Below are 26869 nucleotides of genomic sequence, written 5' to 3'. Positions count from 1 at the left end.
CGATGCGTGAAGGAATGCAATCTTGAGCGACCTGTTACCCCGCCGCCTGGCCCAGCTTGGCGAGCGCGCCAACCTCTCCCTGCTTTCCCAGTGCCTGCACGGTATCGAGCGCGAATGCCTGCGCGTCGACGGCAACGGCCAGTTGGCTCTGACCCCGCACCCGGCAGCCCTCGGCTCGGCGCTGACCCACACGCAGATCACCACGGACTATTCCGAATCGCTGCTGGAATTTATCACCCCGGCCGAGCCTGATCCGCACACGACCCTGGCTGACTTGGAGCAGATCCACCGTTTCGCCTACAGCAAGCTGGACGGCGAATACCTGTGGAGCCCTTCGATGCCCTGCGCCCTGCCGGACGAGGAAACGATCCCCATCGCCCGCTATGGCAGCTCGCATATCGGCGAACTCAAATACGTCTACCGCAAGGGCCTGGCCCTGCGTTACGGCAAGACCATGCAATGCATTGCCGGCATCCACTACAACTTCTCCCTGCCGGAAGGGCTGTGGCAGCTGCAGCAGCAGGCCGAAGGCGACACGCGCAGCGCGCGGGATTACCAGTCGGCACGCTATATCGCGCTGATCCGCAATTTCCGCCGCTACAGCTGGCTGCTGATGTACCTGTTCGGTGCCTCACCGGCGCTGCACAAGGGCTTTATGCGCGGCCGCCCACATCAGTTGCAGGAGCTGGACGCAGAAACCCTCTATCTGCCCTACGCCACCAGCCTGCGCATGAGCGATCTGGGCTATCAGAGCAGCGCCCAGTCCGGCCTGACGCCCTGCTACAACGACCTGGCCAGCTACACCGACAGCCTGCGTCAAGCGGTCGGCACGCCCTACCCGCCCTACGTAGAAATCGGCGCGAAGAAGGGTGGCGAGTGGCTGCAGCTCAATACCAACATCCTGCAGATCGAAAACGAGTACTACTCGAACATCCGCCCGAAACGCGTGACCTACAGCGGCGAGCGGCCGATCCAGGCGCTGATGGCCCGTGGTGTGCAATACGTTGAAGTGCGCTGCCTGGACATCAACCCGTTCCTGCCGCTGGGTATCGATCTGACCGAGTCGCGCTTCCTCGACGCCTTCCTGCTGTTCTGCGCACTGGCTGACAGCCCGCTGCTGCAAAGTGGCGAATGCCATGCCTGCACCGACAATTTCCTCAGCGTGGTCAAGGAAGGCCGCCGCCCAGGCCTGCAGCTGCACCGCAATGGCCAGCCGGTGGCGCTACAGGCCTGGGCCGATGAGTTGCTGGAACAAATCCGTCCGCTGGCCGAGCTGCTCGACCAGAACCAGGGTAGCAATGCCCATAGCCTGGCCTTGCAAGCGCAACAGGCGAAGGTCGCCGACTCCAGTCTGACGCCGTCTGCCCAGGTGCTGGCGCAACTGCAACAAGGCCTGAGCTTTACCGAGTTCGCCCTGCGCCAGAGCAAGCTGCATGCCGCTTACTTCCGCAGTCAGCCGTTGAGCGCCGAACAGCAAGCGGCCTTCGAGGCCAGCGCCGCGCAGTCGCTGCAGGAGCAAGCCGAGCTGGAAGCACACGAAGAGGGCGACTTCGACAGCTTTGCCGCTGCCTATCAGGCCAGCATCCTGGCGCTAGCTGTTTAACGGCAAAGAATGCCGGCTCGCGCGCAGCCGGCATTTCGCCAACTGCATCACATAAACCACCAGTGGTGGCAAAAGTGGGATCAGCGGCAACACCTCGCCCAGAGCATGCAGCTAGCATCATAGGGGTCAATCTACTGCGAGCTGCCGCTATGGCCTGCGCCGACCTCACCACGGAAGATGCCCAGCACTGGAGCCTGGAAAGCCTCAACAAGGCTTACCAACAGGGCTACATGGCAGGGCTGACCGGACAGACCAACGCCCCGCGCGGGCTAGCCGCCGACGTGCTGATCGCTGCCTGGGAAGCCGGCTGGGACGACGGCCACCAGCAATTCGAACTGCACCACCGTCACAGCGCCTGACTACCTATAGCCCACTACTCCTCGCGCACTGCGTGCCAGCCCCCAGCTGAAACACGCGCTGAGTCAACTCAGCACGCGATTCAACGGCCTGACAGCGGCGGTGTGCGTGGCGGGATCTGGCGTTTTGAGCCGGTGGACTCAAACGCGGCCGCCAAACGCAGCAACGCCGAGTCGTCGTAAGCACGGCCGGCAAAGGTCAACCCGACCGGCATGCCAATATCCGCCATCACGCCCATCGGCACGGTCACGGTGGGCACGCCCAGGTGCCGAATGGCCAGGTTGCCATTGGCCACCCACACCCCGTTGCTCCAGGCGATGTCGGCCGAAACCGGATTGATATCGGCATCCGCCGGGCCAACGTCAGCCACCGTGGGGAACAGCACGGCGTCGAGGCCGAGGCTGTCCATCCAGTCTTCCAGATCGATCTTGCGCGTGTGCTCCAGGCCACGCAGGCCGTCGGGCAGCGTTTCGATTTCGTCCCAGTTCTTCAGGCCGCGTTTGGCCATGTTGACGTATTCATCCATACCGGCGGCCAGGTCGCCTTCGCGGTTGGGCAAGGTGCCGGGGTCATGGGGGAAAATTTGCGGGCCGTCGACATCAGCCAGGCGATTCAGCTTGGGGTCGCCGTTGGCCCGCAAAAAGTCATCAAACGCCCAGCCGCTCAGTTCCCACAACTCGTCATGCAAGAACTCGGGCGTAACGATACCCCGGTTGTACACGGTCGGCGCACCGGGGCGGTCACCTTCACAGTTGGACACCAGTGGGAAATCCACTTCGATCACCTCCGCGCCGGCAGCCTCCAGCGCCTGGCGCGCCTGCTCCCAGAGCGCGATGACGGTAGGCCGGGTGTGGATGCGTTGGCCGGTCGGCCCGCCGATGCCAGGGTTCTCGCTGGTGCCAGCGGCATCATCCTTGTTGATAAACATGCGCGGCACACCCAAACGCTTGCCGGCCAACGCGTCAGCCTTGGCAGCGAGTTGGGCGTAGCCGGCCGGACGGACGTCCGAGGCTTTCGGGATCGGCACCCAAGACTGCAAACGCCAGAGGTCGCCGCGCGTGTCGGCGTCATCGGCGACCACCACCTCCAGCACCTCCAGTAGATCGCTCATGGTGCGCGCATAGGGCACCACCACGTCCATGGTCGGCGTCAGCGGCCAATTACCCCGCACCGAAATCACCCCGCGCGACGGCGTATAGGCACACAAACCGTTATTCGAGGCCGGGCCGCGCCCGCTCGACCAGGTTTCTTCAGCCAGCCCAAAGGCGGCAAAGCTGGCGGCGGTGGCCGTACCGGCTCCGTTAGACGAGCCAGAGGCAAAAGGTGCAGTCAGGTAGGCGGCGTTGTAAGGGCTTTCCGCACGGCCATAGACGCCGCGCTGCATGCCACCGTTGGCCATGGGCGGCATATTGGTCTTGCCCAGGCAAATAGCTCCACCGGCGCGCAGACGCTCCACGGTAAAGGCATCACGGTAGGCGATCAGGTCTTTGAAGGCCGGGCTGCCAGACGCGGCCGTCAGCCCTTTGACCAGGTAACTGTCTTTGGCGGTATACGGAATGCCATCCAGCGGGCCGAGGGTTTCACCCCGGGCGCGACGCGCATCGGAGGCCTGAGCTTCCTTAAGGGCGTCCGGGTTACGCACCACCACGGCATTGAGGCGGGTCGGTGTAGCAGGACCGTCATAAGCATCAATGCGGGCGTAATAGGCCTGCACCAACTCGACCGCCGTTGTGCGACCGGCTGCCAGTGCGGCGCGCAGTTCGGCAATGGAAAGCTCGGTTACTTCGATCATGTTGTCACCACCTAAGGGATGCGGGTTATGCAGTGCGCACACTGCCGTGTGAAGTAAAGGTTGGTTGGCAGCACCCGTCAGCCAGCATGGCGCTGCACACACTCGGCACTCAATCCGTTTTAACGCGAGGTTTACGCTGGGCATGCGAAACCAAACGTCGATGTAAAGAACCCCTGTAACCAGATTTTTATTCGATATTAATCGATAAAAAACGCTTCAAGGAAGATTTTTATGCTTCAAAAGCCGATTTTTATCGGCTATAAATAGCCCATCCACTGCAACGAGCCTGCACCCACGCTACGCTAACACTGCACTGTTCGCGTCAGATGACCGCCGCACAGCGCCTGTGTAAGGTAGCAGCCCATGCCGGACATCGACTGCCACCCACCCAGCCGCCTCATTTTTGGTGAACCTATGACAGCCCTGACCACCACCCCACGCGCCGATGGTTTTCGCATGCCCGCCGAGTGGGAACCTCACAGCCAAACCTGGATGGTCTGGCCGGAGCGCCCGGACAACTGGCGTTTGGGCGGCAAACCGGCGCAGGCGGCCTTCACGGCCGTGGCCAAGGCCATTGCCGAATTCGAACCCGTGACGGTTGCCGTGTCTGCCGGGCAGTACGAAAACGCCAGCGAGCGTCTGGCCCACCCCCATATCCGCGTGGTGGAGATCACCACCGACGACGCCTGGGTCCGCGACACCGGCCCAACCTTTGTGACCAACAGCGGCGGTGAAGTGCGCGGCGTGGACTGGGCCTTCAATGCCTGGGGCGGCCATAACGGCGGGTTGTACGCCAGCTGGATGCGTGACGATCAGGTGGCGCGCAAAATCCTGCAGATCGAAGGGTGCGCCCGCTACCGCACCGATGACTTGGTGCTGGAAGGTGGCTCCATCCACGTCGACGGCGAAGGCACCCTGATCACCACCGAAGAATGCCTGCTCAACCCCAACCGCAACCCGCACCTGACGCGCGAGCAGATTGAGCAGTACCTGGCGGATCACCTGGCCATCGACACGGTGATCTGGCTGCCGGACGGCCTGTTCAATGACGAAACCGACGGCCACGTTGACAACTTCTGCTGCTACGTGCGCCCCGGTGAAGTGCTGCTGGCCTGGACCGATGACGCCAATGACCCCAACTACCCGCGCTGCCAGGCCGCCATGCGCGTGCTGGAAAATGCCCGTGACGCCAAAGGTCGTCAATTAATCGTGCACAAAATGCCGATTCCCGGCCCGCTGTATGCGACCGATGAAGAATGCGCAGGGGTGGACCTGGTGGCCGGCACTCAGGAGCGCGATCCGTCGATCCGTCTGGCGGGCTCCTATGTCAACTTCCTGATCGTCAACGGCGGCATCATCGCGCCCAGCTTCGAAGACCCTAAAGATGCCGAAGCCCAGGCCATTTTGGCTCGCCTGTTCCCGGCGCACCGGGTGGTGATGGTGCCCGGGCGGGAAATTCTGCTGGGCGGTGGCAACATCCACTGCATCACCCAACAACAGCCTGCCCCTCAAGGACGCTGAGGGTTAGCGCCCCGACTGCAGAGGGGCGCTACTCGTCCTCTATCACATTGGTGAACTGACCGATCGCATCAACCACCCGCTGCGCTTCATCACGGATTTTCAGGATCATCTCACCGGCCTGATTGACCAGCAGCACGCCCTTCTCCGCATGCTGCTTGCTGCCATCCATGCCACTGACGGCCTGCGTGGCCAGATCATGGTTAAGGCGCACCACGTCGTTGATTTCAACGGTGGCCTGACTGGTGCGCGCCGCCAGGTTGCGCACTTCATCGGCCACCACCGCAAACCCGCGCCCCTGCTCGCCAGCACGGGCCGCTTCGATGGCGGCGTTCAAGGCCAGCAGGTTGGTCTGCTCGGCAATCCCGCGGATCACCTGAACGATGCTGCTGATGCGTTCAGACTGCGCCCCCAGGGCTTCAATGCGCTGCGCCACGTCCACCAGTTCTTCAGCCACCCCCCGGACCACATGCACGGCCTCACGGACCGTCTCGCTACCGGCATCCGCGCTGCTGCCGGTTTGCCGGGCAATGCCATACGCCAGTCGAGCGGCGGCGGACTCCGCTTCACGCTGCTCAACCTGCTCGGTGATGTCAGTGGCAAACTTGACCACACCATACTGCCGTCCATTGGCATCAAACAGCGGGTTATAGGTGGCACGCAGCCAAATTGTTCTCCCACTCTTACCGACCCGCTTGAAGCGCCCTGAAAACACTTCACCGTGCGTCAGTCGCTGCCAGAAATTGCGATAGGCCTCACTGCTCACCTCTTCGTGAGCACAGAACAGCCGGTGATGTTTGCCGCGAATCTCATCGAGCCGATACCCCGTCGTACCGAGGAAGTTCTCGTTGGCCGTTTGCACCTCGCCAGACATGTTGAATTCGATCATCGCCATTGAGCGGTTGAGCGCATTCATGTAGCTCTCGTGCTGCAACTCGGCATGCATGCGCGCGGTGATATCGGTAGCGATCTTGACCACCCGTACGACCTTGCCATCGGCATTGCGCACCGGCATGTAACAGGCCTCCAGCCACACCTCGCGCCCCCCTTTGGCCACGCGCTTGTAGCGGTCGCAGAACGTCTCGCCACTGGCTAACCGTCGCCAGAACTGCGCATAAGCCGGGCTTGAGGTTTGCTCATGACTGCAAAGCAGGCGGTGATGCTGACCACGCAGTTCATCGAGGCTGTAACCCATAACCGAGAGAAACGGCTGGCTGGCATCGAGAATTTCACCCTCTGGCGTAAATTCGATCACGGCAAAGGCCTGGCGTATAGCAGCCAGGAGATGCTGATAGGACGCCAACTGCAACTGGGACTGCTGTAACTCCGTGCGAAGCGCTGTACCGAACATAGAGAGAGCCTCAAAGCGCACCCATTGGCGATGGGTGATCGGGGATTATGTGTTTGCGTATGACGCATATCGGCTTGCGTCCATTTAGTTTTAGCCCAACTTCGGACGGCCAGCAGAACGCCCGCTGCAACTGCGAGTCATGACGGACATGTGGTGACGGTGATGGTGTGACGCGAGAACGGCAGAAGGAGACGGCGGAGCCAGTAATCGCCGTTTGAACGGCCCGGGGCAGGTCAGCTTGATATGACGCGATGCGTTTAGCCTTTGCTTTTGCAGGTATTGATGCCCAGCAGCAGATACACCGGACGGAAGCGGAACACGCCAGTGGCCAGCGGGACAACGCCAGAGGCCAATTACATGCCTGCGAAGCTCAGACCCAGCAGAATCAGCCCGGCGCAACGCGCAGGTTACCGACATTGGCTTTCATCATGATCACCCGGTCTTCAGCGTTATCCGCGCCGGCGCTCCAGCACAGTAAAAGCGAGCATTCCAGCCAGCATGGCGAAGCTGAATAACAGCACTTGCCAGCGCCCGGTCAACAGCAGCGCCACGGCAGGCCCGGGGCAGATGCCTGCAATTCCCCAACCAATACCGAACAGCAAGCTGCCCCCAACCAAACGGCGATCCGGCTCACGCTTTGTCGGCATTTGCATCGGCGCACCCAGCAAGCTGGTGCGCTGCAGCCGAACCCAGCTGAATGGCAGGAATGCCACACCAATAGCAGCCGCCATCACCAAGGCAAGAGAAGGGTCCCAGGCACCGGCCACATCAAGAAAAGCCAGCACTTTGGCCGGATTCGCCATGCCCGCAGTCAGCAGGCCAATGCCAAAAAGTACGCCCGCGAGAAACGCCACCAGTTTGCGCATATCTAACCCCCCCAGCAGATGACGCAGGATAAATACGCTGGCGAATCCCGCCGCCATAAAGGTCAAGGTAGCCACCAGTGAGCGCGGCGAAAGCCGTGAGAGACCGCATACGCCATGTCCACTGGTGCAACCGGCGCCATATCGCGTGCCGACCCCGACCAGCAGGCCGGCAATCGTTAGCGCCAGCCAGCCGCTGTCGATCTGCATTTCAGGCAACCGAGTAGCCACTTGCCAAAGCAGAGGAGCAAGCAGCACACCCAGCAGAAACAGAGCTTTTTCTCCGCGCCCCTCACCACCGTCCAGCAGACTGCCGAGCAGGCCACTGATGCCAGCGATACGCCCATTCATTACGGCAAACAGACTCGCTGCCAACCCGATCAAGGCACCACCGGCGAGAGCGCTCCAAGGCGTGAAGTTGTACCAGTCGATAATCATCATTGGGCACCTGAGCAGAACAGTTGATACAGGGTGCTGATCACCGCCAGCGCCGCCGGACTGCTGATGCAGTAATAGATTTGCTTGCCGTCCCGGCGGGTTGCTACCAAGCCTTCACGCCGGAGCACCGCCAGTTGCTGTGACAGCGTCGGCTGCTGAATGGCCAGCAACGCCTCCAGATCACTGACATTGCGCTCGCCTTGCGAGAGTTGGCACAGCAACAACAGGCGGTCCGGATTACTCAACGCTTTGAGCAATTGCCCAGCGGCATCGGCATTGGCGCGCAGTTGCTGAATATCCAGGGGGGCGGCATCTGGGGTCATGGCCCACACTCAATTAAGATAAAAACAATCTATTCTTTTGAATATTGAATAGCAAGACTTGGTCGCCAAGCAACACAGAGGTAAAACGCAGGCAATAAAAAACCCGGAACAGAGTCCGGGTTTCGTTTGCTGCTCAGGCTGAGCTGGATGCAACAGCTCGGCCTGAAACCGCCACAATCAGAGCAGTGGCAGGGTGTAGCTGACAATCAGACGGTTCTGATCGGTATCAGCTGCGGCTTCGGAGCGCAGCGAAGCATTTCGCCACGCGAAGCCAAGCCCTTTGAAGCTGCCTTCCTGCAGCACATAGCTAACAGTCAGGTCACGCTCCCACTCTTCCAGATCACCGCCGGCGGACTTGATGTTGTCACCTTTCATGTACAGCACGTTCGCGGTCAGACCCGGAACTCCAACCTTGGCGAAATCGTAGCCATATTGACCAATCCAAGTGCGCTCACCTGCACGGCCGAAGTTGGTGATCTGACGGTCAGTGACCAGATAGGTGGTCGCCCCGCCCTGGCCTGGAATGGAACCCTGGTTGAGTTGGATAAAGTTGCTGTCACCGGACACCTGCTGGTAACCAGCGCTCAGCGCATGACCTTCCAGGCTGTAAGTGAAGAAGGCACTCCAGGTGCGGTTGTCGATCTCACCAGTGGTGATGCCATTACCGGCAAGGTTACGGCCGTAGTACCCAGAGCCCAGGTAACCGTCTGCACGACCAGCGGCACCGCTGTTCTTGCCATCCGAGCCGGTGTCGAAGTAGCGCAGATCCGTCTTCAGAGAGCCCGCACCCAGCTGCAGGTTATGCACCAGGCCAACAAAATGCTGTTTGTAGAAGTCGTCCAGGTTGCCGTAGTAGTACTGCAACAACAGGTCCGGGTTGACCTTATAGTCAGCACCGCCGTAATAGAACTTGTTGCTGTCGGCACCGACGCGAGCACCGGCAACAGCCAGAGACTCCGCGTTACTGGAAGTACGGCCTTTGGCATGCTCCAGTTGACCGAGAATCACAGTCAGGTTGTCGATTTCATTCGAGGTGATCTGGGCACCTTCAAAAGTCTGAGGGATCAGACGACCGTCGTTAAAGGTCACCACTGGCAGTTTCGGTTGCAATGTACCGATCTGCGCCACAGTTTTGGAAACACGGATCTTCCCAGTCAGCCCCATGCTGCTGAAATCATCCACGGCACTGCCGTTGCTTTCCAGCGGAAACAGCGCACTAGGCGTGCGATCAATACCTGCTTTGCCGGCACGACCACCGCCATCCAGACGCACACCTACCAGACCCAGTGCATCCATGCCAAAACCTACGGTGCCATCAGTAAAACCAGAGGTGTAATTAAGCTGGAACGCCTGCCCCCACTCACGCACTTGGCCAGTGTGGGACGCATTAACGCCCACATCACCCTGGCTCTCACGGTTGTCGTTATCGAAGTAGAAATTACGCATGCTGATGCTGGCTTTGCTGTCGCCAATAAAGTCGGCAAACGCCGCTTGGCTCAGAGACAAGCCCAGGGTGCTGGCCGCAACGGCCAGGGCCAGGGAGGTCTTTCTCATTATGTGTTCTCCAGTTATGTGTGGGTTGCACATCGGTGCGCTGAAAACTTCAGACAATGAAGCGGCAGGCGCGCACCGAATTCGGGGCTCATGTCGGGGCGGTGACACGCGGGCACAAACCGGTGCGGGCAATCACCACCGAACACAAGCAGGATCAGGTGAACGCGCGATGGCTCTCAGCGCGTACTGGGGAATGAGGAGTTGTATGTGGGCAGGTGCAGGTCATGGTCTGGGCTCTTCATTCTTATTGGTCGGCGGGATTCCTGGCCGTTATGAGCGAGCCCTATGCAGATACTGCGCCAGCCTGGCCGCAGCCCTTATGATGCGTAGCGTGGCGCGAAAGCAAGGCAAAACCGAGACACCTGTAGAAAGCGGAGCAAGCAGATTCTTGCCGATTAAAACCCAATAGATGGCGAATTACCGCCACATTAACTCAATCAATCACGACCTGATTCTTGCCCTGACGCTTGGCGCGGTACATGGCCGCATCGGCACGCGCATAAAGCGCATCCAGACCAGCATCGTCGGGGCGCAGGCTGGTCAGCCCCTGACTCAGGGTGATGCCAAACGTCGTGTTGTCCTGATTAAAGCTCAACCGCCGCGCATCTCGTTGCAGTCGCTCGGCAATCTGCTCAGCCAGAGCCAGTTCGCACCGGGGAAACAGCGCCGCAAACTCCTCACCACCAATACGACCAAACAAATCCCCCCGCCGCAACACCGTGGTACTCGTATAAGCCAGACGTTGCAGCACCTGATCCCCCATCTGATGGCCGTAACGGTCATTGATTTGCTTGAAATCGTCCAAATCAAGCAGCAGAAAAACCAGTGGGCTGCCGTACTCACGGGCCTGGGCAAATTCACGCTCAGCACACTCAAAGAAGTGCCGACGGTTCGCACTCTGCGTCAGTACATCGGTGGTGGCCAAACGATGCAGCTCGCCTTCCAGTTGTTTCTTTTCGGTAATGTCTTCGGCAATGCCGACGATGACATGGGGCTGCCCCAAGGGGTTCTCACGGCTGACAAAGCATTTGTCACTGAGCCAGCGGACCTGACCATCCCCGCGTAAGATCCGGTATTCACGTGCTTCTACTGCGCCCCTCTGCAGCACCTGAGCGAAGCTTGTCGAGGCGTACTCCAGATCGTCCGGGTAGATGCTATTGCGCCACTCCTCATAGCCCGCCAGCAGCAACGCGGCAGAGCGACCGAATACACGCTCATACGCTGGGCTGACATAAATGACGCGCTGAGCATCCCAGTCAAATGCCCAGAGCACCGCATTGACACTTCCCAGCAGGGTGCTGAATAACTGCTCACGCTCCTGCAGACGCGCCACCTCGCCACGGGTGTGCAACAGCGCCAGGGTCAATTCCTCCAACTCAAACTGCAGTTTGCTGTGTTCATCCATAAATACCGCCACGCATTGCTCATCGGGCCACGGAATCAGCATACGCCAGAAATCAGCAGGGGATCTGCGGAGCATAGGGTGCCAAGAAAAAGCCCGCCAATAGGCGGGCTCACGTTACGTCACCTCGACTCAGACAGCGGCCGGGCGCAATGAATAGGTCTTCAGTTGCTCAGCGAACTCACGCAGCGACTGAATACCGCTGGCTTCCGCCTCAGTGACCCATTGCTTGATGGCTTCAAGCATCTCGTGGCCATTAGCGCTGGTTTTCACCCAGATCTGCTGCAGGGCAAGGCGCTTTTCGTAAATCACCTTGAGCGCCTGGCTCTGCTCCAGCATGCGCTGGATGCGCGCCTGGTGGCCTTCATCGAGCAGGCTCGGTTCCCGCGAGAGCAGGCGCTTGGCACGATGGAAGTGGTGACGCACCGAGGCATCGGCCTTGGCCAGCTCCTGCTGGACCAGCGGCGCGATCACCAGCTTGCGGTACTGCGCCATGATCTGGAAACGGTTGTTGAGGATGGCCATGGCGGTGTCCATGTCCAGGCTGCGCTTGCCTTCGACCCGGTGAGCGATGGGCGCAACACGCTGCACCTGAGCCAGGCCGAGCAAGCTGAACAGCTTGATCCAGAACCAGCCCATGTCGAATTCCCACTTCTTCACCGACAGCTTGGCCGAATTCGGGTAGGTGTGATGGTTGTTGTGCAGTTCTTCGCCGCCGATCAGGATGCCCCAGGGCAGCAGATTGGTCGCCGCATCGCGGCATTCGAAGTTGCGATAGCCAACAGCATGGCCGAGACCGTTGATCACGCCCGCTGCCCACACCGGAATCCACATCATCTGTACCGCCCAGATGGTGATGCCGGCAGCGCCGAACAGGGCCAGGTCGATGGCCCCCATCAGCGCCACGCCGCCAACCGGGAAGCGCGAGTAGAGGTTGCGCTCGATCCAGTCTTCGGGGCAGTTCTTGCCGTAAATCCGCAGGGTTTCCGGGTTCTGCGCTTCTTCGCGGTACAGCTCCGCCCCCTTGCGCAATACGGTGCTCAGGCCCTTGATTACCGGGCTGTGCGGGTCATCGACGGTTTCGCATTTGGCGTGGTGCTTGCGATGAATCGCGGTCCATTCGCGGGTATTCTGCGCCGTAGTCAGCCACAGCCAGAAGCGGAAGAAGTGTTTCAGCGCCGGATGCAATTCGAGGGCGCGATGCGCTGAGTAGCGATGCAGGTATACCGTGACGCTGACGATGGTCACATGCGTCAGCAGCAGGGTGACCGCGATCAGTTGCCAGATCGACAAGTCGAGAAAACCGTTGTACCACATGGATCACGTGCCTCATAAAAAAGGAAAGACATGGCGGTTTTTTAGCGCACATCTGTACACATTATCCCTGACCCGGATCAGAAAACCAGTTGGTCTTTTGCATAAGAATGCCGCCCCCTGACCAACCTCTATACTGCTGCCCCCGACAATGGATTGACCCGTAGCCCATGACTGCATCTTTTAGTGCCTGGCGTTTGACCCTCGCCTACCTCCTGGCGGCCAGCCTCTGGGTATTATTCAGTGACAGCCAGCTGATCGCTCTGGGGTTGTCCCTTGAGCAGCTGGAGCGCGCGCAACTGTTAAAAGGCCTGGCCTTTGTCGGCGTGACCGGCGTTCTGCTGTTTGTCATCCTGCGCACCCATCACCGTCAGCATCAACGCAGTCGCGAAGCCCTGCAGCACAGTGAGAAACGCCTGCAACAGGCATTGGATGCCGCCCAGGACGGCCTGTGGGACTGGGACCTGCAAAGCCATCAACTGTATTTCTCCCCCGGCTACGCAGCGTTGCTCGGCACGCCCAGCGAGATCGACCAGCCACAATGGCTAGAACACCTGCACCCGCATGATCGCGAGGCCTTCGAGCGCACCTTGCAACAGCGCCTGGAGGCATCCAACCCGGCGCCCTACGAGATCAACTATCGCCTGCGCCAAGCCGATAACAGCTACCGCTGGATTCAGTTCCGCGGCCGCCTGTTGTTCAATCCATCAGGACACGCCGAGCGACTGATCGGCACCGCCTGCGACATCACCCAGCGCCGCCGTGATGAAGACAGCCTGCGCCAGGCGGCTGCCGTGTTTGATGCCACCCAGGAAGGCGTACTGGTCACCGACGCCGAGCAGCGTATCGTTCACTGCAACCCGGCCTTTACCCGTATCACCGGCTATGAACAAGCGGAAATCCTCGGCCAATCACCCAGCCTGCTGAAGTCCGGCCGTCATGACAAAGGCTTCTACGACAACCTGTGGCATACCCTGCAACAACGCGGCTCCTGGAGTGGCGAAGTGTGGAACCGCCGCAAGAACGGCGAAATCTACCCGCAGTGGCAATGCATCCGGGTGATTCATGACGAGCAAGGCGAGATCAGCCACTATGTGGCCGTGTTTTCCGATATCAGCGCCCTCAAGCGCTCGCAGCGTGAGCTGGACTACCTCGCCCACCACGACCCGCTAAGCAACCTGCCCAACCGCCTGCTGTTCACCGAGCGGGTCGAGCACGCACTGGAGCGCGACCGCAGCGACCAGCACACGGGGGCGGTGCTATTGATCGACCTCGACCACTTCAAGCACATCAACGAAAGCCTCGGCCACAACATCGGTGACCTGCTGTTGAAAGCCGTGGGGGAGAGACTCAGCGAGCAACTGGGTAAGCGCATGACCCTGGCCCGCCTCGGGGGTGACGAGTTCGGCCTGCTTTACGAACAATGCCAAAGCGCCGAACAGGCTGCGGTTATGGCGCAGCGCCTGCAAAGCTGCCTGGCCACCGGCTTCGAAGTGGCTGACCACGAACTGTTTGTGACCGCCAGTATTGGCATCTGTCTATACCCGGAAGATGCACAGGATGTCGCCCAGGTGCTACGCAATGCCGACTCGGCGCTGTTCAAGGCGAAAAGTGGCGGCCGCGAGAGCTATGCCTTCTACAGCCAGGAGCTGACGGCCCATGCCCACCAGCGCGTCGAACTGGCCAGCGCCCTGCGCCATGCGCTGGATAGCCAGGAACTGCGGGTCTACTACCAACCACTGCTCTGCCTGCATAGCCAGCAGCTGATCGGCGTCGAAGCTCTGGTGCGCTGGGAACACCCGCAACGCGGTTTGGTCGGGCCTGGCGAGTTCATCCCGATAGCCGAAGAAACCGGCCTGATCAGCGCCATTGATGCCTGGGTTCTGCAACAGAGCTGTCGACAGATGGTCGCCTGGCGGGCAGCGGGCATTAACCTGCAGTTTGTTGCGGTCAACATTTCCAGCCGCCTGTTCAGCCGTGGCGAACTGGACCTGCGGGTTGCTGAAGTATTGAGCGACAGCGGTCTACCCGCCGCCTGCCTGGAGCTTGAAGTGACCGAAAGTGCGGTGATGGATGATCCTGATACCGCCCTCAGGCTACTCGAACGCCTGCGTAACCTGGGCGTGCGTCTGGCTATTGATGACTTTGGGACCGGCTACAGCTCACTCGCCCGCCTCAAGCGCTTGCCCGTACACAAGCTCAAGCTTGACCAGAGTTTTGTCGCCGGCTTGCCTGATGACCAGGACGACATCGCCATTACCCGTGCAGTAATCGCCCTCGGTCACAGCATGGGGCTAAAGATTTTGGCCGAGGGCATTGAACGCGCGGAACAGCTTGAGTTGCTGCGTCAGCTCGGCTGTGACCATGGCCAGGGCTACCATTTCGGTCGGCCGCAGCCGGCCGCTGCACTCACAGAACAGCTGGAAAATGCCCAGCCACCCGTGTATCACGGGAGCAACAGCGTCATTCGTCCCGGGGCCTATTGATGCACACAAAGGTAAAGCCCTCGATGATCCACTGGATCGTCGGTTTCGGCAGTTTCAGCCTGGCGCTGCTGTTCATTGTCTTGGGCACGGCCGCCATCAATGAGCGTGAAGCGCTTTGGCAGATGCAGCTTACCCACCTGCATGAGGCGCAGCGCCTGGCCTTGCGCAGTGCCCAACAGAACATGGAGCACCAGGCGCAACTGCTCGGCGAAACCCTGGTTGCGGATGCCTGGCTGGTTGAACTGGTGCGTGAGGCGGCAACCCTGAATCCACAGGTTGAAGACCAGGCGCGCGCCTTGCAAAACATCCGCGGGCAACTGTTCGCACGCCTGGCGCCACGCTGGCGTAACCTGCAACAGAGCCACCCGTTCAGCCTCACCCTGCACCTGGCCGATAGCACAGTATTGCTGCGCGTACACCAGCCAGAACGCTTTGCCGACGAGCCGCAAGCCCCCCGGCGCATGTTGCTTGACGCCCTGCAGTCGGCCACCCGCAAGAGTGGTTTGGGGGATTCCGAAGAAGGCCTGGTATCACGCGCCATCATCCCGCTGCAGGTCGAGGGCAACCAGGCGCCATTGACCATTGGGGCGCTGGAGATCAGCCTGAATCTGGCGCACAACCTGCAACAGCTGGATCGCGAGCTAGGCGCAGGCATTGCCCTGCGCATGACCCGTGCGGCCTTGAGCGAATACTCCGCTGAACGCCCGGCGGGAGCATCCAGCACGCCTCCGACCTGGTACCTGGAAGGTTTCTCACGCCCCGAAGCGCAGCACTGGCAAAGCCGCAATCTGCTGCCTGAACCGGCCACAGGCGACAGCCTGCGACTGCTGCAAGACCACGGGCAGACATACCTGCTCAATCAACTGCCACTCGACCGCTATCCAGCCGTCGCCCAGCCGGGCGATGCACCGACAGTGGTCGCCCTGACCTGGCGCGACATCAGTGCACTCCATGACCATCACCAACAAGAAAAACGCTGGCTGATGGGCAAGTGGCTACTCGCCTGGCTGGCAGCAGAAGCGTTGCTGTTATTGCTCCTGCAAGCAACCCGCTACAGCAGCCAGATGCTGCTGCGACGCCATCATCAGGAACTGCAGGACAAGCATCAGCAAAGCGAAGCTTCGCGCAAGTTGCTCGGCCTGATCAGCGAAGCACAGGCGGCGTATATCAATGCGCATAACCAGCGCGAAGCCTTCGATGCCTTGCTCAAGCGGATTCTCGACCTCACAGCCAGCCAATTCGGTTTTATCGGCGAAATCCTTGCCGATGCGCAAGGCGCCCCGTTCTTGCGCACCTTTGCCATCAGCAACATCGCCTGGGATGAACACAGCCACGCGGACTACGATATGCGTGCAGCGGCTGGCCTGGAGTTCCATAACCTCGCCAACCTGTTCGGCCAGGTCATCCGCAGTGGCAAGGCGCTGATCAGCAATGATCCGGCCAACCACCCGCATAGCGGCGGCCTGCCGTCCGGCCACCCAGCGCTGCAGGCGTTTGCCGGCCTGCCCATCCATGCCAACGGCGAACTGCTCGGCATGCTCGGCCTGGCCAACCGCGAGGGCGGCTACAGCGCTGACTTTGCCGTACAGCTGCAACCCCTGTTGACCACCCTCGGCCAACTCCTGGAAGCACTGCGCCGTGATCAGCAACGCGAACAGACTCAAGTGCACATGCAACGCCAACAGGCCGCGCTACATGCACTCAATGAAATCGCCGCCCTGCCCAAACTGAGTACCCACGAGCAACTGCGGCAGGCCCTGCAACTGGGCGCCGCGTTCTATGGCATGCCGATTGGCATCATCAGCCAAGTTGAAGGTGACACCTACCGGGTCATGGTTCAGGTATCCCCCCACACTGGCCTGCAGGACGGCCAGTGTTTCAGCTTGGGCGACACTTACTGCAGCATCGCCCTGCGCAGTACAGACGTACTGGCCATCGCCGCCATGAGTCAGAGCGAACATGCCACGCATCCCTGCTACCCGCTTTTTGCGCTGGAAAGCTATATCGGCACCAGCGTCTGGGTGGCCGGCCAACGCTTTGGCACCCTGTGCTTTGCAGCCAGCAGCGCCCGCAGCAGTTTCGACGATGCTGACGAAGAGTTCATGCGCCTGTTCGCCCGCTGGGTCGGCGCCACCCTGGAGCGTCTGCAACATGAAGAGCAGACCCGCGAAGCTCGGCGCTTTCTCCAGGCCGTACTCGACTCTGCCACCGGTGTAAGCATCATCACCAGCGATCTGGATGGTCTGATTACCCTGTTTAACTCCGGCGCCGAACGCCTGCTGGGCTACCGCAGTGCCGAAGTTATTGGCCAACACAGCCCTGTTTTGTTTCATCGCGAAGACGAAATCCAGGCTCGCGCTCACCAACTCAGCCTGCAGGAAGGCCAGGTCATCCAGGGTTTTGCCGTCCTCACCTGCATCCCGGCCAAAGGCGAGCCGGAAACGCGGCAGTGGACTTACCTGCGCAAGAATGGCGAACCGCGTACCGTCAACCTCACCGTCAGTGCCATGCGCGATGGCCGGGGCCATATCAGCGGCTACCTGGGTATTGCCAGCGACATCAACGAACTGCAGCAGACCGCCCGAGCCCTGCAAAAGAGCGAGAGTCGCTTCCGCGGCTTGGTGGCCAACCTGCCAGGGGCGGTCTATCGCTGCCGCAACGATGCGGACTGGTCGATGAGCTACCTCAGCGAAGAGATCCACAGCCTCAGCGGCTACCCGGCCTATGACTTCATCAACAACCGCATCCGCAGCTTCGCCAGCGTGGTACACCCCGATGACCTGCCGATCACCTACCGCGCGGTGGCCGCGGTCGAACGTCAGGAATCCTTCGAACTGACCTATCGCCTGCTGCATGCCGATGGCCACAGCGTCTGGGTGCGTGAAAAAGGCCGTGGCGAATATGACAACGACGGCCAGCTGCAGTGGATCTCCGGGTTTATCTGGGACATCAGCGACCGCAAAGCCGTGGAAGACCAATTGCGCCTTAGCCAACAGCGCTTTAGCAGTGCCTTCAGTACCGCGCCGCAGGGCATGGCATTGGTGTCCCTGCAAGGCCAGTGGCTGGAAGTCAACGAAGTGCTCTGCAGCATGCTCGGCTATAGCCGCGAGCAATTGCAGCGAACCAGCTTTCAGCAAATCACCCACCCTGACGACCTGGACGCCGACCTGCAGCATGTCGAAGAACTGCTGGCAGGCGAGGTCAACACCTACCAGATGGAGAAACGCTACCTGGACAGCCAGGGGCGGATCATCTGGGTGCTGCTCAGCGTCTCTCTGGTGCGCGACAGCAACGACCAACCGGTGCACTTTGTGGTGCAAATCCAGGACTTCAACGAACGCATCGCCACAGAAATGGCCATTCGTGAACGTGAGGATTACCTGCGAGCCCTGCTCGACAACGTACTCGATGCGATCATCACCATCGACCAGCAGGGCTATATCGAAACCTTCAACCACGCTGCCGAACGTATTTTCGGCTATAGCCACCTGGAGGTTTCCGGGCACCGTGCCACCCTGTTGCTGCCCGAGCCGCAACGTTCGATGCGCGCCCGCTACCTCAGTCATTTCCTGAAAACCGGTATCCAGCAGATGCTCGGTAAGGAAATCGAACTGACGGCCCTGCGCAGCAACGGCGAAACCTTCACCATCGAGCTGGCCATCTCACAGATCAGCCACCAGGGCGAACGGCGTTTTATTGCGGTGATCCGTGATATCGAGGAGCGTAAACGCATCGAACGGATGAAAAACGAGTTCGTCTCCACCGTCAGCCATGAACTGCGTACACCATTGACCGCCATCGCCGGCTCCCTCGGTCTGGTCAACGGCGGCGCCCTCGGTGCCGTGCCCGCCGGCATGCAGCAAATGCTGCAAATCGCCCAGGACAACAGCCAACGCCTCAACCTGCTGATCAATGACCTGCTGGACATGGAAAAACTGGTCGCGGGCAAGATGTTCTTCGAACTGCGGCCCGAGCCTCTACAGCCGCTACTGGAACAGGCCATCGAAGAGAATCAGCCGTATGCCGAGCACTTCCGCGTACAACTGAAATTGCAAACCGAAGCCACCCCAGCCGTGGTGCAGGTTGACCGCCTGCGCCTGGCACAAGTGCTGGCCAACCTGCTGTCCAACGCAGCGAAATTCTCTCCTGCCGGGCAGACGGTTGACGTACAGGTGACCCATCAGGGTCAGCAGGTCAGGGTCAGCGTCAGCGACCATGGCCCGGGCGTGCCGGAAAATTTCCAATCGCGGATTTTCAGCAAGTTTTCCCAAGCGGATGCCACCGATACCCGACAGAAAGGCGGCACAGGCCTGGGCCTGGCCATCAGCAAGGAAATCATCGAGCGCATGGACGGCCGCATTGGTTTCGACTCGCCGCCCGGACAGGGCGCGACTTTCTGGTTTGAACTGACTAATCTGGCTGCAGAACCGACACCTGAGTCGCTCTCCAGCGCCGAGAACACCTGATATGCCTGAACTACAGCGCATCCTGCATGTGGAAGACGACCCTTCAATCCAGGCGGTGGCCAAACTGGCGCTGGAGGCCGTTGGCGGCTTCCAAGTGCTCAGCTGTGCCAATGGCCAGGATGCACTGGATCAACTGCAAGACTTTGCCCCGGACTTTATCCTGCTGGATGTGATGATGCCGGACATGGACGGGCCGCAAACCCTGGCACGAATCGCCCAACTCATCGACATCAACCAGGTGCCGGTGGCATTCATGACCGCCAAGGTACAGCCGGCGGAAATAGCCCTCTACCGCAGCCTCGGCGCCCGTGATGTGATCATCAAGCCCTTCGACCCGATGCAACTGGCCGCCCAGGTGCGGCAAATCTGGAGCCAGGCTCATGAGTAATGGCCCCCCCCCGCCGATGAACTGCAGCAACGCCTGCAGCAGCTCAGCAATGCCTTCGCCCAGCGCTTGCACGAGGAGCTGCCAGCCCTCGGCCGCAATGCCGAGGGCCTGCTGCACAGCGCCGATCCGCTGGAGCAACAACAGCACCTGCAAACCCTGCGCGATCAGTTGCACAAGCTCGCCGGCGCCGCCGGCACGTTCGGCTTCAGCAGCCTCGGCCAGCGCGCCCGTGAGCTGGAACAGGAAGCCGATCAGTGGCTGGAAACCCTGCAGCAGGAACAACAGAGCCTGCAGGACTTCAGCCGCAGCCTGCAACAGCTGGCCAGCCAGCAGTTCCAGGCCGAACGTCAACAGGAGCAGGCCCCGCAGCCCTTCAAGACGCCACGCGTCAACAGCAGCGCGCGGCGCATCTATATCCTCGAAGATCAGCGTGCGATTGGCGAAAGCATGCGCCTGACACTGAATAACTTTGGTTACCAGGCCGAACACTTCACCCGCATCGCCGAGCTCGACGCGGCCCTGCAAAAGCAGTTGCCGGACGCGCTGATCGTCGACGTCAACCTGCCTGACGAAGCCCTCACCGGCCTGGAGTATGCCGCCAACCTGCAACAGCGCCTGGATGAACCGCTGCCGCTGCTGGTGATTACCACTCAGGACGACTTTGCCACCCACCTACAAGCCGTGCGTGTCGGCGCCCTGGGCTTCTTCACCAAGCCGGTGGACATCCCGCAACTGGAAAACCGTCTGGAACGCTGCTTTGCCCAGCAACAAGGCGCGCCTTACCGGGTTTTGATCATTGACGACGACCGCGAACTGGCCAGCCGCTTCAGCCTGATCCTGCGCGGTGCCAACATGCTGGTGGAAATGCTCCACGAACCGGCAGAGATCTTTTCCCGCATGCGCAGCTTCAACCCCGAAGTGGTGCTGCTCGATGTCAGCATGCCCGGCTGCACCGGCCCGGAGCTGGCGCAGATCATCCGCATGAACGACGACTGGCTGCGTGTACCGATCGTTTACCTCTCGGCCGAAACCGACATCAACCGACAGATGAATGCCCTGATCAAGGCGGGCGATGACTTCGTCACCAAACCGATTTCCGACAACGCCCTGGTGGCGGCCGTGTTTTCCCGCGCCCAGCGCGCGCGCCTGCTGAGCAACGCGCTGTCGCGCGACAGCCTCACCGGCCTGCTCAAACACGCCGATATCAAAGAACAGGCGGCAGTCGAGCTTGAGCGTGCGCAGCGCAGCGGTAAACCGGCCAGCGTAGCCATGCTGGATATCGACTTCTTCAAAAAGGTCAACGACAGCTACGGCCATGCCGCTGGCGACAACGTCATCCGTGCCCTGGCCAACCTGCTGCGCCAGCGCCTGCGGCGCATCGACAGCCTTGGCCGCTACGGCGGTGAAGAATTCCTTGTGGTGCTGCCGGACTGCCCGTCTGACCAGGCGCGGCGCATTCTCGATGAAATCCGCCAGCGCTTTGCCGAACTGCACTTTATCGCCAATGGCCTGCAGTTCTCGGTCACCCTGAGCGCCGGCATTTCCTCCACCGAAGATGCACCAACAGGTGCCGATGATCTGCTGGATAAAGCAGACCGCGCGCTGTACGCGGCCAAGCACAACGGGCGCAATCAGGTGCGCTGAAGCTGGCCATGAACCTAACTATTCGCGCCTGTAATGCCGCGCAGCTGCCGACGGCCCTGCTGCTGGAAGCCGATCCGCATCTACCGTATGTGCAAGCCTACCTGGCGGACGGTCACTGCTACCTCGCCGAGCTTGATGACCTGGTCGTCGGTCTCTATGTGCTACAGGCGCGCGGCCCTGGAATCCTGGAGCTGATGAATATCGCCGTCGACCCTAACTGCCAGGCCCAGGGCATCGGCACGCAACTGCTGCAGCACGCCCTGCACAGCGCCCGGCAACTGGGCGCAATGCGCCTGGAAGTCGCCACCGGCAGCTTTGGCCACCAACTGACCTTCTACCAGCGCGCCGGGCTTCGGGTGTATGCCGTCGAGCCGGATTACTTTCTTCGCCACTATCCCGAACCGCTATTCGAACAAGGTTTGCAGCATAAAGATCGTCTGCGTTTAGCCATCGATCTCAACTAGGCCAAACGTCTTTGCACTTGGTTTTATGAAATTTATGGCGTAGATTTTCATGAAATTATTTAAATAGAATTTCATGAGGCGCACCATGTTCAAACAATCCGCCCAGCACATCGGCACCTACTACGCCGGCACCTACCCCGGCGCCATCCCGCTGCGCCCGCGCCTGCAGGAAGCGTTGCAATGCGATGTGCTGATTATCGGCGGTGGTTTCAGCGGGCTGCACAGCGCGCTGCGCCTGGCTTTGGCGGGCAAGAAGGTGGTACTGCTGGAGGCCAGTCGCCTGGCCTGGGCGGCCTCCGGGCGCAACGGTGGTCAGGCGCTGCCGGGCTGGTCCTGCGATATGCCGCCGTTTGAGAAGGCATTAGGCCTGGAGCGCGCCCGTCGCCTGTGGGACAGCATGGTCTGGGCAGCCGAAGAAATGCGCGAGCTGCCCGAGCGGCATCAGTTCGATATTGATTACCGCACCGGCGCCATCTACACCGCCGTGCTGCCGCGTCGCGTGCGCCAACTGCAGGACAGCATCGAAGAAGCCGAACACAAATACGGCTATAACCAGCTCAGTTTTATCCCGAAAAACGAATTGCCGCAGTGGATTGCCAGTCCGCGTTACTTGGCCGCCGTGCACGACAGCGGCGCGGCCCACCTCAACCCGCTGAAACTGGCCCAGGGCCTGGCCGATGCCATCGAGAAAGCGGGCGGCAAGATCTTCGAGCAGAGCAAGGCACTGAGTTATCAAGAAACTGCGGACGGTTATGTAGCGCGCAGCGAACACGGCGAGGTGCGCAGCAATGTGCTGGTACTGGCCTGCAACGCCTACATCGACAAGCTCGATCCACAGCTGTCGAAGCGCCTGCTGCCGGTGGGCTCCTACCAGGTCGCCACCGCGCCGCTGGACCCGGAGCTGGCACGTTCGCTGTTCCCGCGCGGCACCTGCGCCATCGACAACCAGTTCGTCCCCGACTATTTCCGCGTCACCCCGGACAACCGCCTGCTGTTCGGCGGCGGCTGCACCTACTTGGGCGGCATCCCCAAAGACGTACCAGCGGCCACCCGGCCGTATCTGGAGCGGGTGTTCCCGCAACTGCGCGGCGTGCAGATCGACTACGGCTGGGGCGGGCATATCGACTGCACGATGCACCGCACCCCGGACGTCGGCCGCAGTGGGCAGAAGTACTGGCTGCAGGGCTTCTCCGGCCACGGCATCCTGCCGACCCTGGCCGCCGCCCGTGCGGTCAGCGACGCGATCCTCGGTGACGCCGACCTGCTTGAGCTGTACCAGGGCCTGAGCAACCCGCGTTTCCCCGGCGGTGATTTACTGGCCGCGCCGATCGAAGCCGTGGGCAAGGCCTGGTATCGCCTGCGCGACGTAATTTGAAATCTGTCTTCAAGCTACTGCGCTCGGTGATGCTGTGTTGAAACACGCCTCAGAATGCTCATTTACAACCCGTAAACTCCGCTTCTTCGGCGCGTTTCGCCTTGCCTCACCTTCGCTCGCGACGCTTGAAAACAGATTTATACAAAGGACATGAGTATGGACATGCAGGAAGAAGTCGAAGGTCTGGCGATCCTGATCCGCGACCTGCGCAAGCACAAAAACCTCACCCTCGGTGAGCTGGCGGCGCGCATCGACCGTTCGGTGGGCTTTCTCTCCCAGGTCGAACGCGGCCTGTCACGCCCTACCGTGGCCGACCTCACCGCGATCAGCGAAACCCTCGGCGTGCCGACCACCTATTTCTACAGCCTGAGCAAGCCGCGCGACGTGCCCTGGGTCACCCGACCGGGCGAGCGCCGCACGCTGTATTACGCCGGCGGCATCACCGATGTACTCGCCTCGCCGACCATGGCTGGCGGCTTCTCCATGCTCGAAAGCCGTTTGGACCCGGGCGCCACCAGCGGCGACGGGCATTTGAACGACAGCTCCGAACAAGGCGGCTTTGTCCTCGAAGGCGAGCTGACGATCTGGTACGGCGACGCCGCCGAGCCGGTCACCCTCGGCCCGAATGACAGTTTCCAGCTGCCGCCGCATGCGCAGTTTCGCTACGCCAACCTTTCCGATTCCCCCACACGAGTGCTCTGGGTCTTCACCTGACCCACGCAGATAGCCGCCATGACAATAACAACAGCATTCCCCGACCTGCTCAGCGAAGTCCGCGCCTTCCGCAGCGCCCACCCCGAAGTGCGCTATGTCGACCTGATCAGCCTGGACATCCCCGGGCATTTCTACGGCAAGCGCTACCCCATCGACATGCTGGAGAAGGTCGCCGCCGGCAGCCCGCTGAAAATCCCGCAGAACTGCGTGCTGCTCGGCGTGCAGGGCGGCCTGCACCCGATTGGCGATTACTGCTTCAACGACGGCGACCCGGATGCACCGCGCCGGCTGATCCCTGGCACGCTCAAGCCGGTGCGCTGGGAAAGCCAGCCACTGGGGCAGATGCTGATCAGCTCCGACGGCACCGCTGCGCCCATCGAATTCGAACCGCGTGAAGTCCTCGCCCGCGTGCTCAAGCGCCTGGAAGCACGGGGTATCCGTCCGGTGGTGGCCTTTGAACTGGAGTTCTACCTGTTTGATCGCATGCTGCAGGACGGCCTGCCGCAGTTCCCACGCGACCCGCTGTGCGGCGATGCCGACGATCAGCCGAACATGCACATCGAACGCCTGTCGCGCTTTAGCGATGTGCTGCACGCCATCGTCGACGCCGCCAATGAACAGGGCATCGACGCCAACGTGATCACTGCCGAGCTTGGCCCTGGCCAGTTCGAGATCAACTTCGGCCATTGCGACGACGGCCTGCGCGCCGCCGACTGGGCCGCCCTGTTCTGCCGCAGCACCCGCGGCGTGGCGCTCAAACATGGCCAGCGCGCCAGCTTTATGAGCAAGCCCTACCTGCACGCGCCGGGCAGCGGCATGCATGTGCATGTCAGCCTGTATGACGCCGCCGGCCACAACCTGCTGGCCGCCGATGAGCAGCGCCCGCTGCGCCACGCCGTGGCCGGTTGCCTGGAGCTGCTGCCGCACTGCATGCCGATCTTCGCCGCCAACCACAACGCCTTCCGCCGCTACGGCGCCATGGTCAACGCCGCCAGCCGCGCCAGCTGGGGCTTCGAGGACCGCGATGCGTGCATCCGCATCCCCGAATCGGACGGCAAGAACCTGCGCATCGAACACCGCCTGGCCGGCGCCGACGCCAACCCCTATCTGGTGCTGGCGGCGATCCTCACCGGCATGGAGTCCGGCCTGGATGCGGGTAAAGAGCCGATTGCGCCGCTTAACGAAAACCGCCAAAGCGGCATCGACTTCCCGCAGGACATGCTCGGCGCAGTCAGCGCCATGCGCGACCACCCGGTGGTCAACCAAGGCCTGGGCGAGGAATTCGTGATGGTTTACTGCGAAAACAAGCGCCAGGACCATCTGGCCTTTATGCAAGAAGTCACTCCGCGGGAATACCGTTGGTTTCTCTGACGGACAGCGCGCCCGTTGCATTGGCAGCGGGCGCGCGACTTCAACGCAATAGGTACACCGCCAGCCCAGCCAGTGCCGACACCAGCAACACCTCCATCACCCCGCGTTTGAAGTGCAGCAGCGCCAGCGCAGCCGCCACGGCCAGCAGTGCCGATGGCCAGTCGAAAGCCCCGCCGAAGCCCTGTGGCCAAAGCACGTGATAGGCGAAAAACAGTGCCAGGTTGAGGATTACGCCCACCACCGCCGCGGTAATACCGGTCAGCGGCGCGGTGAATTTCAACTCGCCATGGGTGGATTCCACCAGTGGCCCGCCAGCGAGAATGAACAGAAACGACGGCAGAAAAGTGAACCAGGTGACCAGCACCGCCGCCACGGCACCACTGGCAAAGCCCGACTCGCCGCCGAACACCGGCTGCAGATACGCACCGACAAACGCCACAAACGCCACCACCATGATCAGCGGCCCCGGCGTGCTTTCGCCCAGCGCCAGGCCGTCGATCATCTGCGTCGGCGTCAGCCAGCCGTAGTGATCGATCGCGCCCTGATACACGTAGGGCAGCACCGCGTACGCGCCACCAAAGGTCAGCAGGGCCGCCTTGGTGAAGAACCAGGCCATCTGCGTCAGCGTGCCGTCCCAGCCGAACAGCCAGGTCAGCAAGCCCATCGGCAGCAGCCAGAGCAACGCCCCCACCACCAGCAAGCCCGCCAACCGCGACGGTTTAAAGCGCGTGTGCGGCAGTACCGGGCTGTCATCATCAATCAGCGCCGGGCCGTAAGACGCTTGAGCCGCCGGATGCCCACCCGCGAGGCTGAATGACTGCGGCAACAGACGACCGCCGAGGTAGCCACACAGTGCAGCCCCCAGCACGATCAGCGGAAATGGCAGGTTAAACACAAAGATCGCCACAAAAGACGCCCCGGCAATGCCCCACAGCCAGCGGTTGCGCAACACGCGCCCACCTATCCGCCAGGCCGCCTGCGCGACAATCGCCGTAACCGCCGGTTTGATGCCGTAGAACAGTCCCGCCACCCACGGCACATCGCCAAACGCGATATACAACCAAGACAGCCCGATCAGGATAAACAGCGACGGCAACACAAACAGCACACCGGCGATCACCCCACCCCAGGTACGGTGCAGCAACCAGCCGATGTAGGTGGCCAACTGCTGCGCCTCTGGCCCCGGCAGCAGCATGCAGTAGTTCAGCGCATGCAGAAAACGCCGCTCGGACAGCCAGCGGCGCTTCTCCACCAACTCCTGATGCATGATCGCGATCTGCCCGGCCGGCCCACCGAAGCTGATCAGGCCAAGCTTGAGCCAGAACCAGAAGGCTTCGCGTAGGCTGACCGCAGCAGGTGCAGGGGTTTCAGGCAGATTAGACATGGCAACGCTCGCAGCAACGGGGCTGGCGCACTATAACGTGGTCGCGCGACGTTTTCCGTCAG

General features: G+C 61.2%; 20 protein-coding genes and 1 pseudogene. 11 read left to right on the top strand and 10 right to left on the bottom strand.

All coding sequences use genetic code 11. The features are described 5' to 3' along the window. The first annotated feature begins 22 nt into the window (after positions 1–22). Positions 23–1603, top strand: a complete 1581-nt coding sequence (gene gshA, locus OU997_RS09640) for a glutamate--cysteine ligase (protein WP_267809748.1) — start codon at positions 23–25, stop codon at positions 1601–1603. A 149-nt stretch (positions 1604–1752) separates the two neighbouring features. After that, complete coding sequence (rmf, locus tag OU997_RS09635; protein ID WP_108486602.1) at positions 1753–1962, top strand: ribosome modulation factor; 210 nt, start codon at positions 1753–1755, stop codon at positions 1960–1962. 80 nt (positions 1963–2042) lie between these two features. On the opposite strand, the gene OU997_RS09630 is transcribed toward rmf, so the two are convergent. Further along, the gene (locus OU997_RS09630; protein WP_267809747.1) at positions 2043–3752 is read right to left on the bottom strand and encodes an amidase; all 1710 of its coding nucleotides are present in this window, start codon (positions 3750–3752) and stop codon (positions 2043–2045) included. 414 nt (positions 3753–4166) lie between these two features. On the opposite strand from OU997_RS09630, the gene aguA reads away from it, so the two are divergent. Continuing rightward, entirely contained in the window at positions 4167–5273 is a 1107-nt protein-coding gene (aguA, locus tag OU997_RS09625) for an agmatine deiminase (RefSeq protein WP_108486633.1), read from the top strand. 28 nt (positions 5274–5301) lie between these two features. Here the strand turns inward: aguA and OU997_RS20875 are convergent, their stop codons facing one another. The 8 genes and pseudogenes from OU997_RS20875 to desA form a co-directional block, all read right to left on the bottom strand. Continuing rightward, positions 5302–6621 carry a PAS domain-containing methyl-accepting chemotaxis protein gene (locus OU997_RS20875; RefSeq protein WP_324288946.1) on the bottom strand — a complete coding sequence of 440 codons (1320 nt, stop codon included), beginning with the start codon at positions 6619–6621 and terminating at the stop codon, positions 5302–5304. A gap of 257 nt (positions 6622–6878) precedes the next feature. Next, the gene (locus tag OU997_RS20990) at positions 6879–6941 is read right to left on the bottom strand and encodes a hypothetical protein (RefSeq protein ID WP_371920631.1); all 63 of its coding nucleotides are present in this window, start codon (positions 6939–6941) and stop codon (positions 6879–6881) included. Between the two features lie 129 nt (positions 6942–7070). Continuing rightward, the gene (locus tag OU997_RS09605) at positions 7071–7487 is read right to left on the bottom strand and encodes a DUF6691 family protein (RefSeq protein ID WP_108486605.1); all 417 of its coding nucleotides are present in this window, start codon (positions 7485–7487) and stop codon (positions 7071–7073) included. A 6-nt stretch (positions 7488–7493) separates the two neighbouring features. Further along, positions 7494–7922: pseudogene (locus OU997_RS09600) on the bottom strand (YeeE/YedE family protein); the annotation flags it as partial. Next, complete coding sequence (locus OU997_RS09595) at positions 7922–8245, bottom strand: ArsR/SmtB family transcription factor (protein WP_267809746.1); 324 nt, start codon at positions 8243–8245, stop codon at positions 7922–7924. The gene OU997_RS09595 and the pseudogene OU997_RS09600, both read right to left, overlap by 1 nt. A 177-nt stretch (positions 8246–8422) precedes the next feature. Then, entirely contained in the window at positions 8423–9799 is a 1377-nt protein-coding gene (locus OU997_RS09590; protein ID WP_267809745.1) for an OprD family porin, read from the bottom strand. 433 nt (positions 9800–10232) lie between these two features. Continuing rightward, on the bottom strand, positions 10233–11204 hold the full coding sequence (locus OU997_RS09585; RefSeq protein WP_267809885.1) for a GGDEF domain-containing protein: 972 nt from the start codon (positions 11202–11204) through the stop codon (positions 10233–10235). 129 nt (positions 11205–11333) lie between these two features. Further along, a complete protein-coding gene (gene desA, locus OU997_RS09580) occupies positions 11334–12518 on the bottom strand; it encodes a delta-9 fatty acid desaturase DesA (protein WP_267809744.1) in 1185 nt (394 codons plus the stop codon). 167 nt (positions 12519–12685) lie between these two features. Here desA and dibA point away from each other — a divergent pair, with 167 nt between their 5' ends. The 8 genes from dibA (at position 12686) to OU997_RS09540 (ending at position 25423) form a co-directional block, all read left to right on the top strand. Next, positions 12686–15001 carry a phosphodiesterase DibA gene (gene dibA / locus OU997_RS09575; protein WP_267809743.1) on the top strand — a complete coding sequence of 772 codons (2316 nt, stop codon included), beginning with the start codon at positions 12686–12688 and terminating at the stop codon, positions 14999–15001. Continuing rightward, positions 15001–19467, top strand: a complete 4467-nt coding sequence (locus OU997_RS09570) for a PAS domain S-box protein (protein ID WP_267809742.1) — start codon at positions 15001–15003, stop codon at positions 19465–19467. The genes dibA and OU997_RS09570 overlap by 1 nt, the downstream gene beginning before the upstream one ends. 1 nt (position 19468) lies before the next feature. Further along, on the top strand, positions 19469–19855 hold the full coding sequence (locus OU997_RS09565) for a response regulator (RefSeq protein WP_267809741.1): 387 nt from the start codon (positions 19469–19471) through the stop codon (positions 19853–19855). Positions 19856–19876: 21 nt separating this feature from the next. Beyond that, positions 19877–21499 (top strand): diguanylate cyclase, encoded by a 1623-nt coding sequence (locus tag OU997_RS09560; RefSeq protein WP_267809884.1) that lies wholly within the window; start codon positions 19877–19879, stop codon positions 21497–21499. Between the two features lie 8 nt (positions 21500–21507). Beyond that, on the top strand, positions 21508–21963 hold the full coding sequence (locus OU997_RS09555; RefSeq protein WP_267809740.1) for a GNAT family N-acetyltransferase: 456 nt from the start codon (positions 21508–21510) through the stop codon (positions 21961–21963). Positions 21964–22048: 85 nt separating this feature from the next. Continuing rightward, complete coding sequence (locus tag OU997_RS09550) at positions 22049–23338, top strand: NAD(P)/FAD-dependent oxidoreductase (protein WP_267809739.1); 1290 nt, start codon at positions 22049–22051, stop codon at positions 23336–23338. A gap of 156 nt (positions 23339–23494) precedes the next feature. After that, on the top strand, positions 23495–24052 hold the full coding sequence (locus tag OU997_RS09545) for a helix-turn-helix domain-containing protein (RefSeq protein WP_160085955.1): 558 nt from the start codon (positions 23495–23497) through the stop codon (positions 24050–24052). Between the two features lie 24 nt (positions 24053–24076). Further along, the gene (locus OU997_RS09540; protein ID WP_267809883.1) at positions 24077–25423 is read left to right on the top strand and encodes a glutamine synthetase family protein; all 1347 of its coding nucleotides are present in this window, start codon (positions 24077–24079) and stop codon (positions 25421–25423) included. A gap of 40 nt (positions 25424–25463) precedes the next feature. On the opposite strand, the gene chrA is transcribed toward OU997_RS09540, so the two are convergent. After that, entirely contained in the window at positions 25464–26807 is a 1344-nt protein-coding gene (gene chrA, locus OU997_RS09535; RefSeq protein ID WP_267809738.1) for a chromate efflux transporter, read from the bottom strand. Positions 26808–26869: the final 62 nt, after the last annotated feature.

This window comes from Pseudomonas sp. SL4(2022), from assembly GCF_026625725.1.
Lineage (GTDB): Bacteria > Pseudomonadota > Gammaproteobacteria > Pseudomonadales > Pseudomonadaceae > Aquipseudomonas.
Note: the sequence above shows the minus strand (reverse complement) of the source record. Positions and strands in the feature narration are given on the sequence as shown.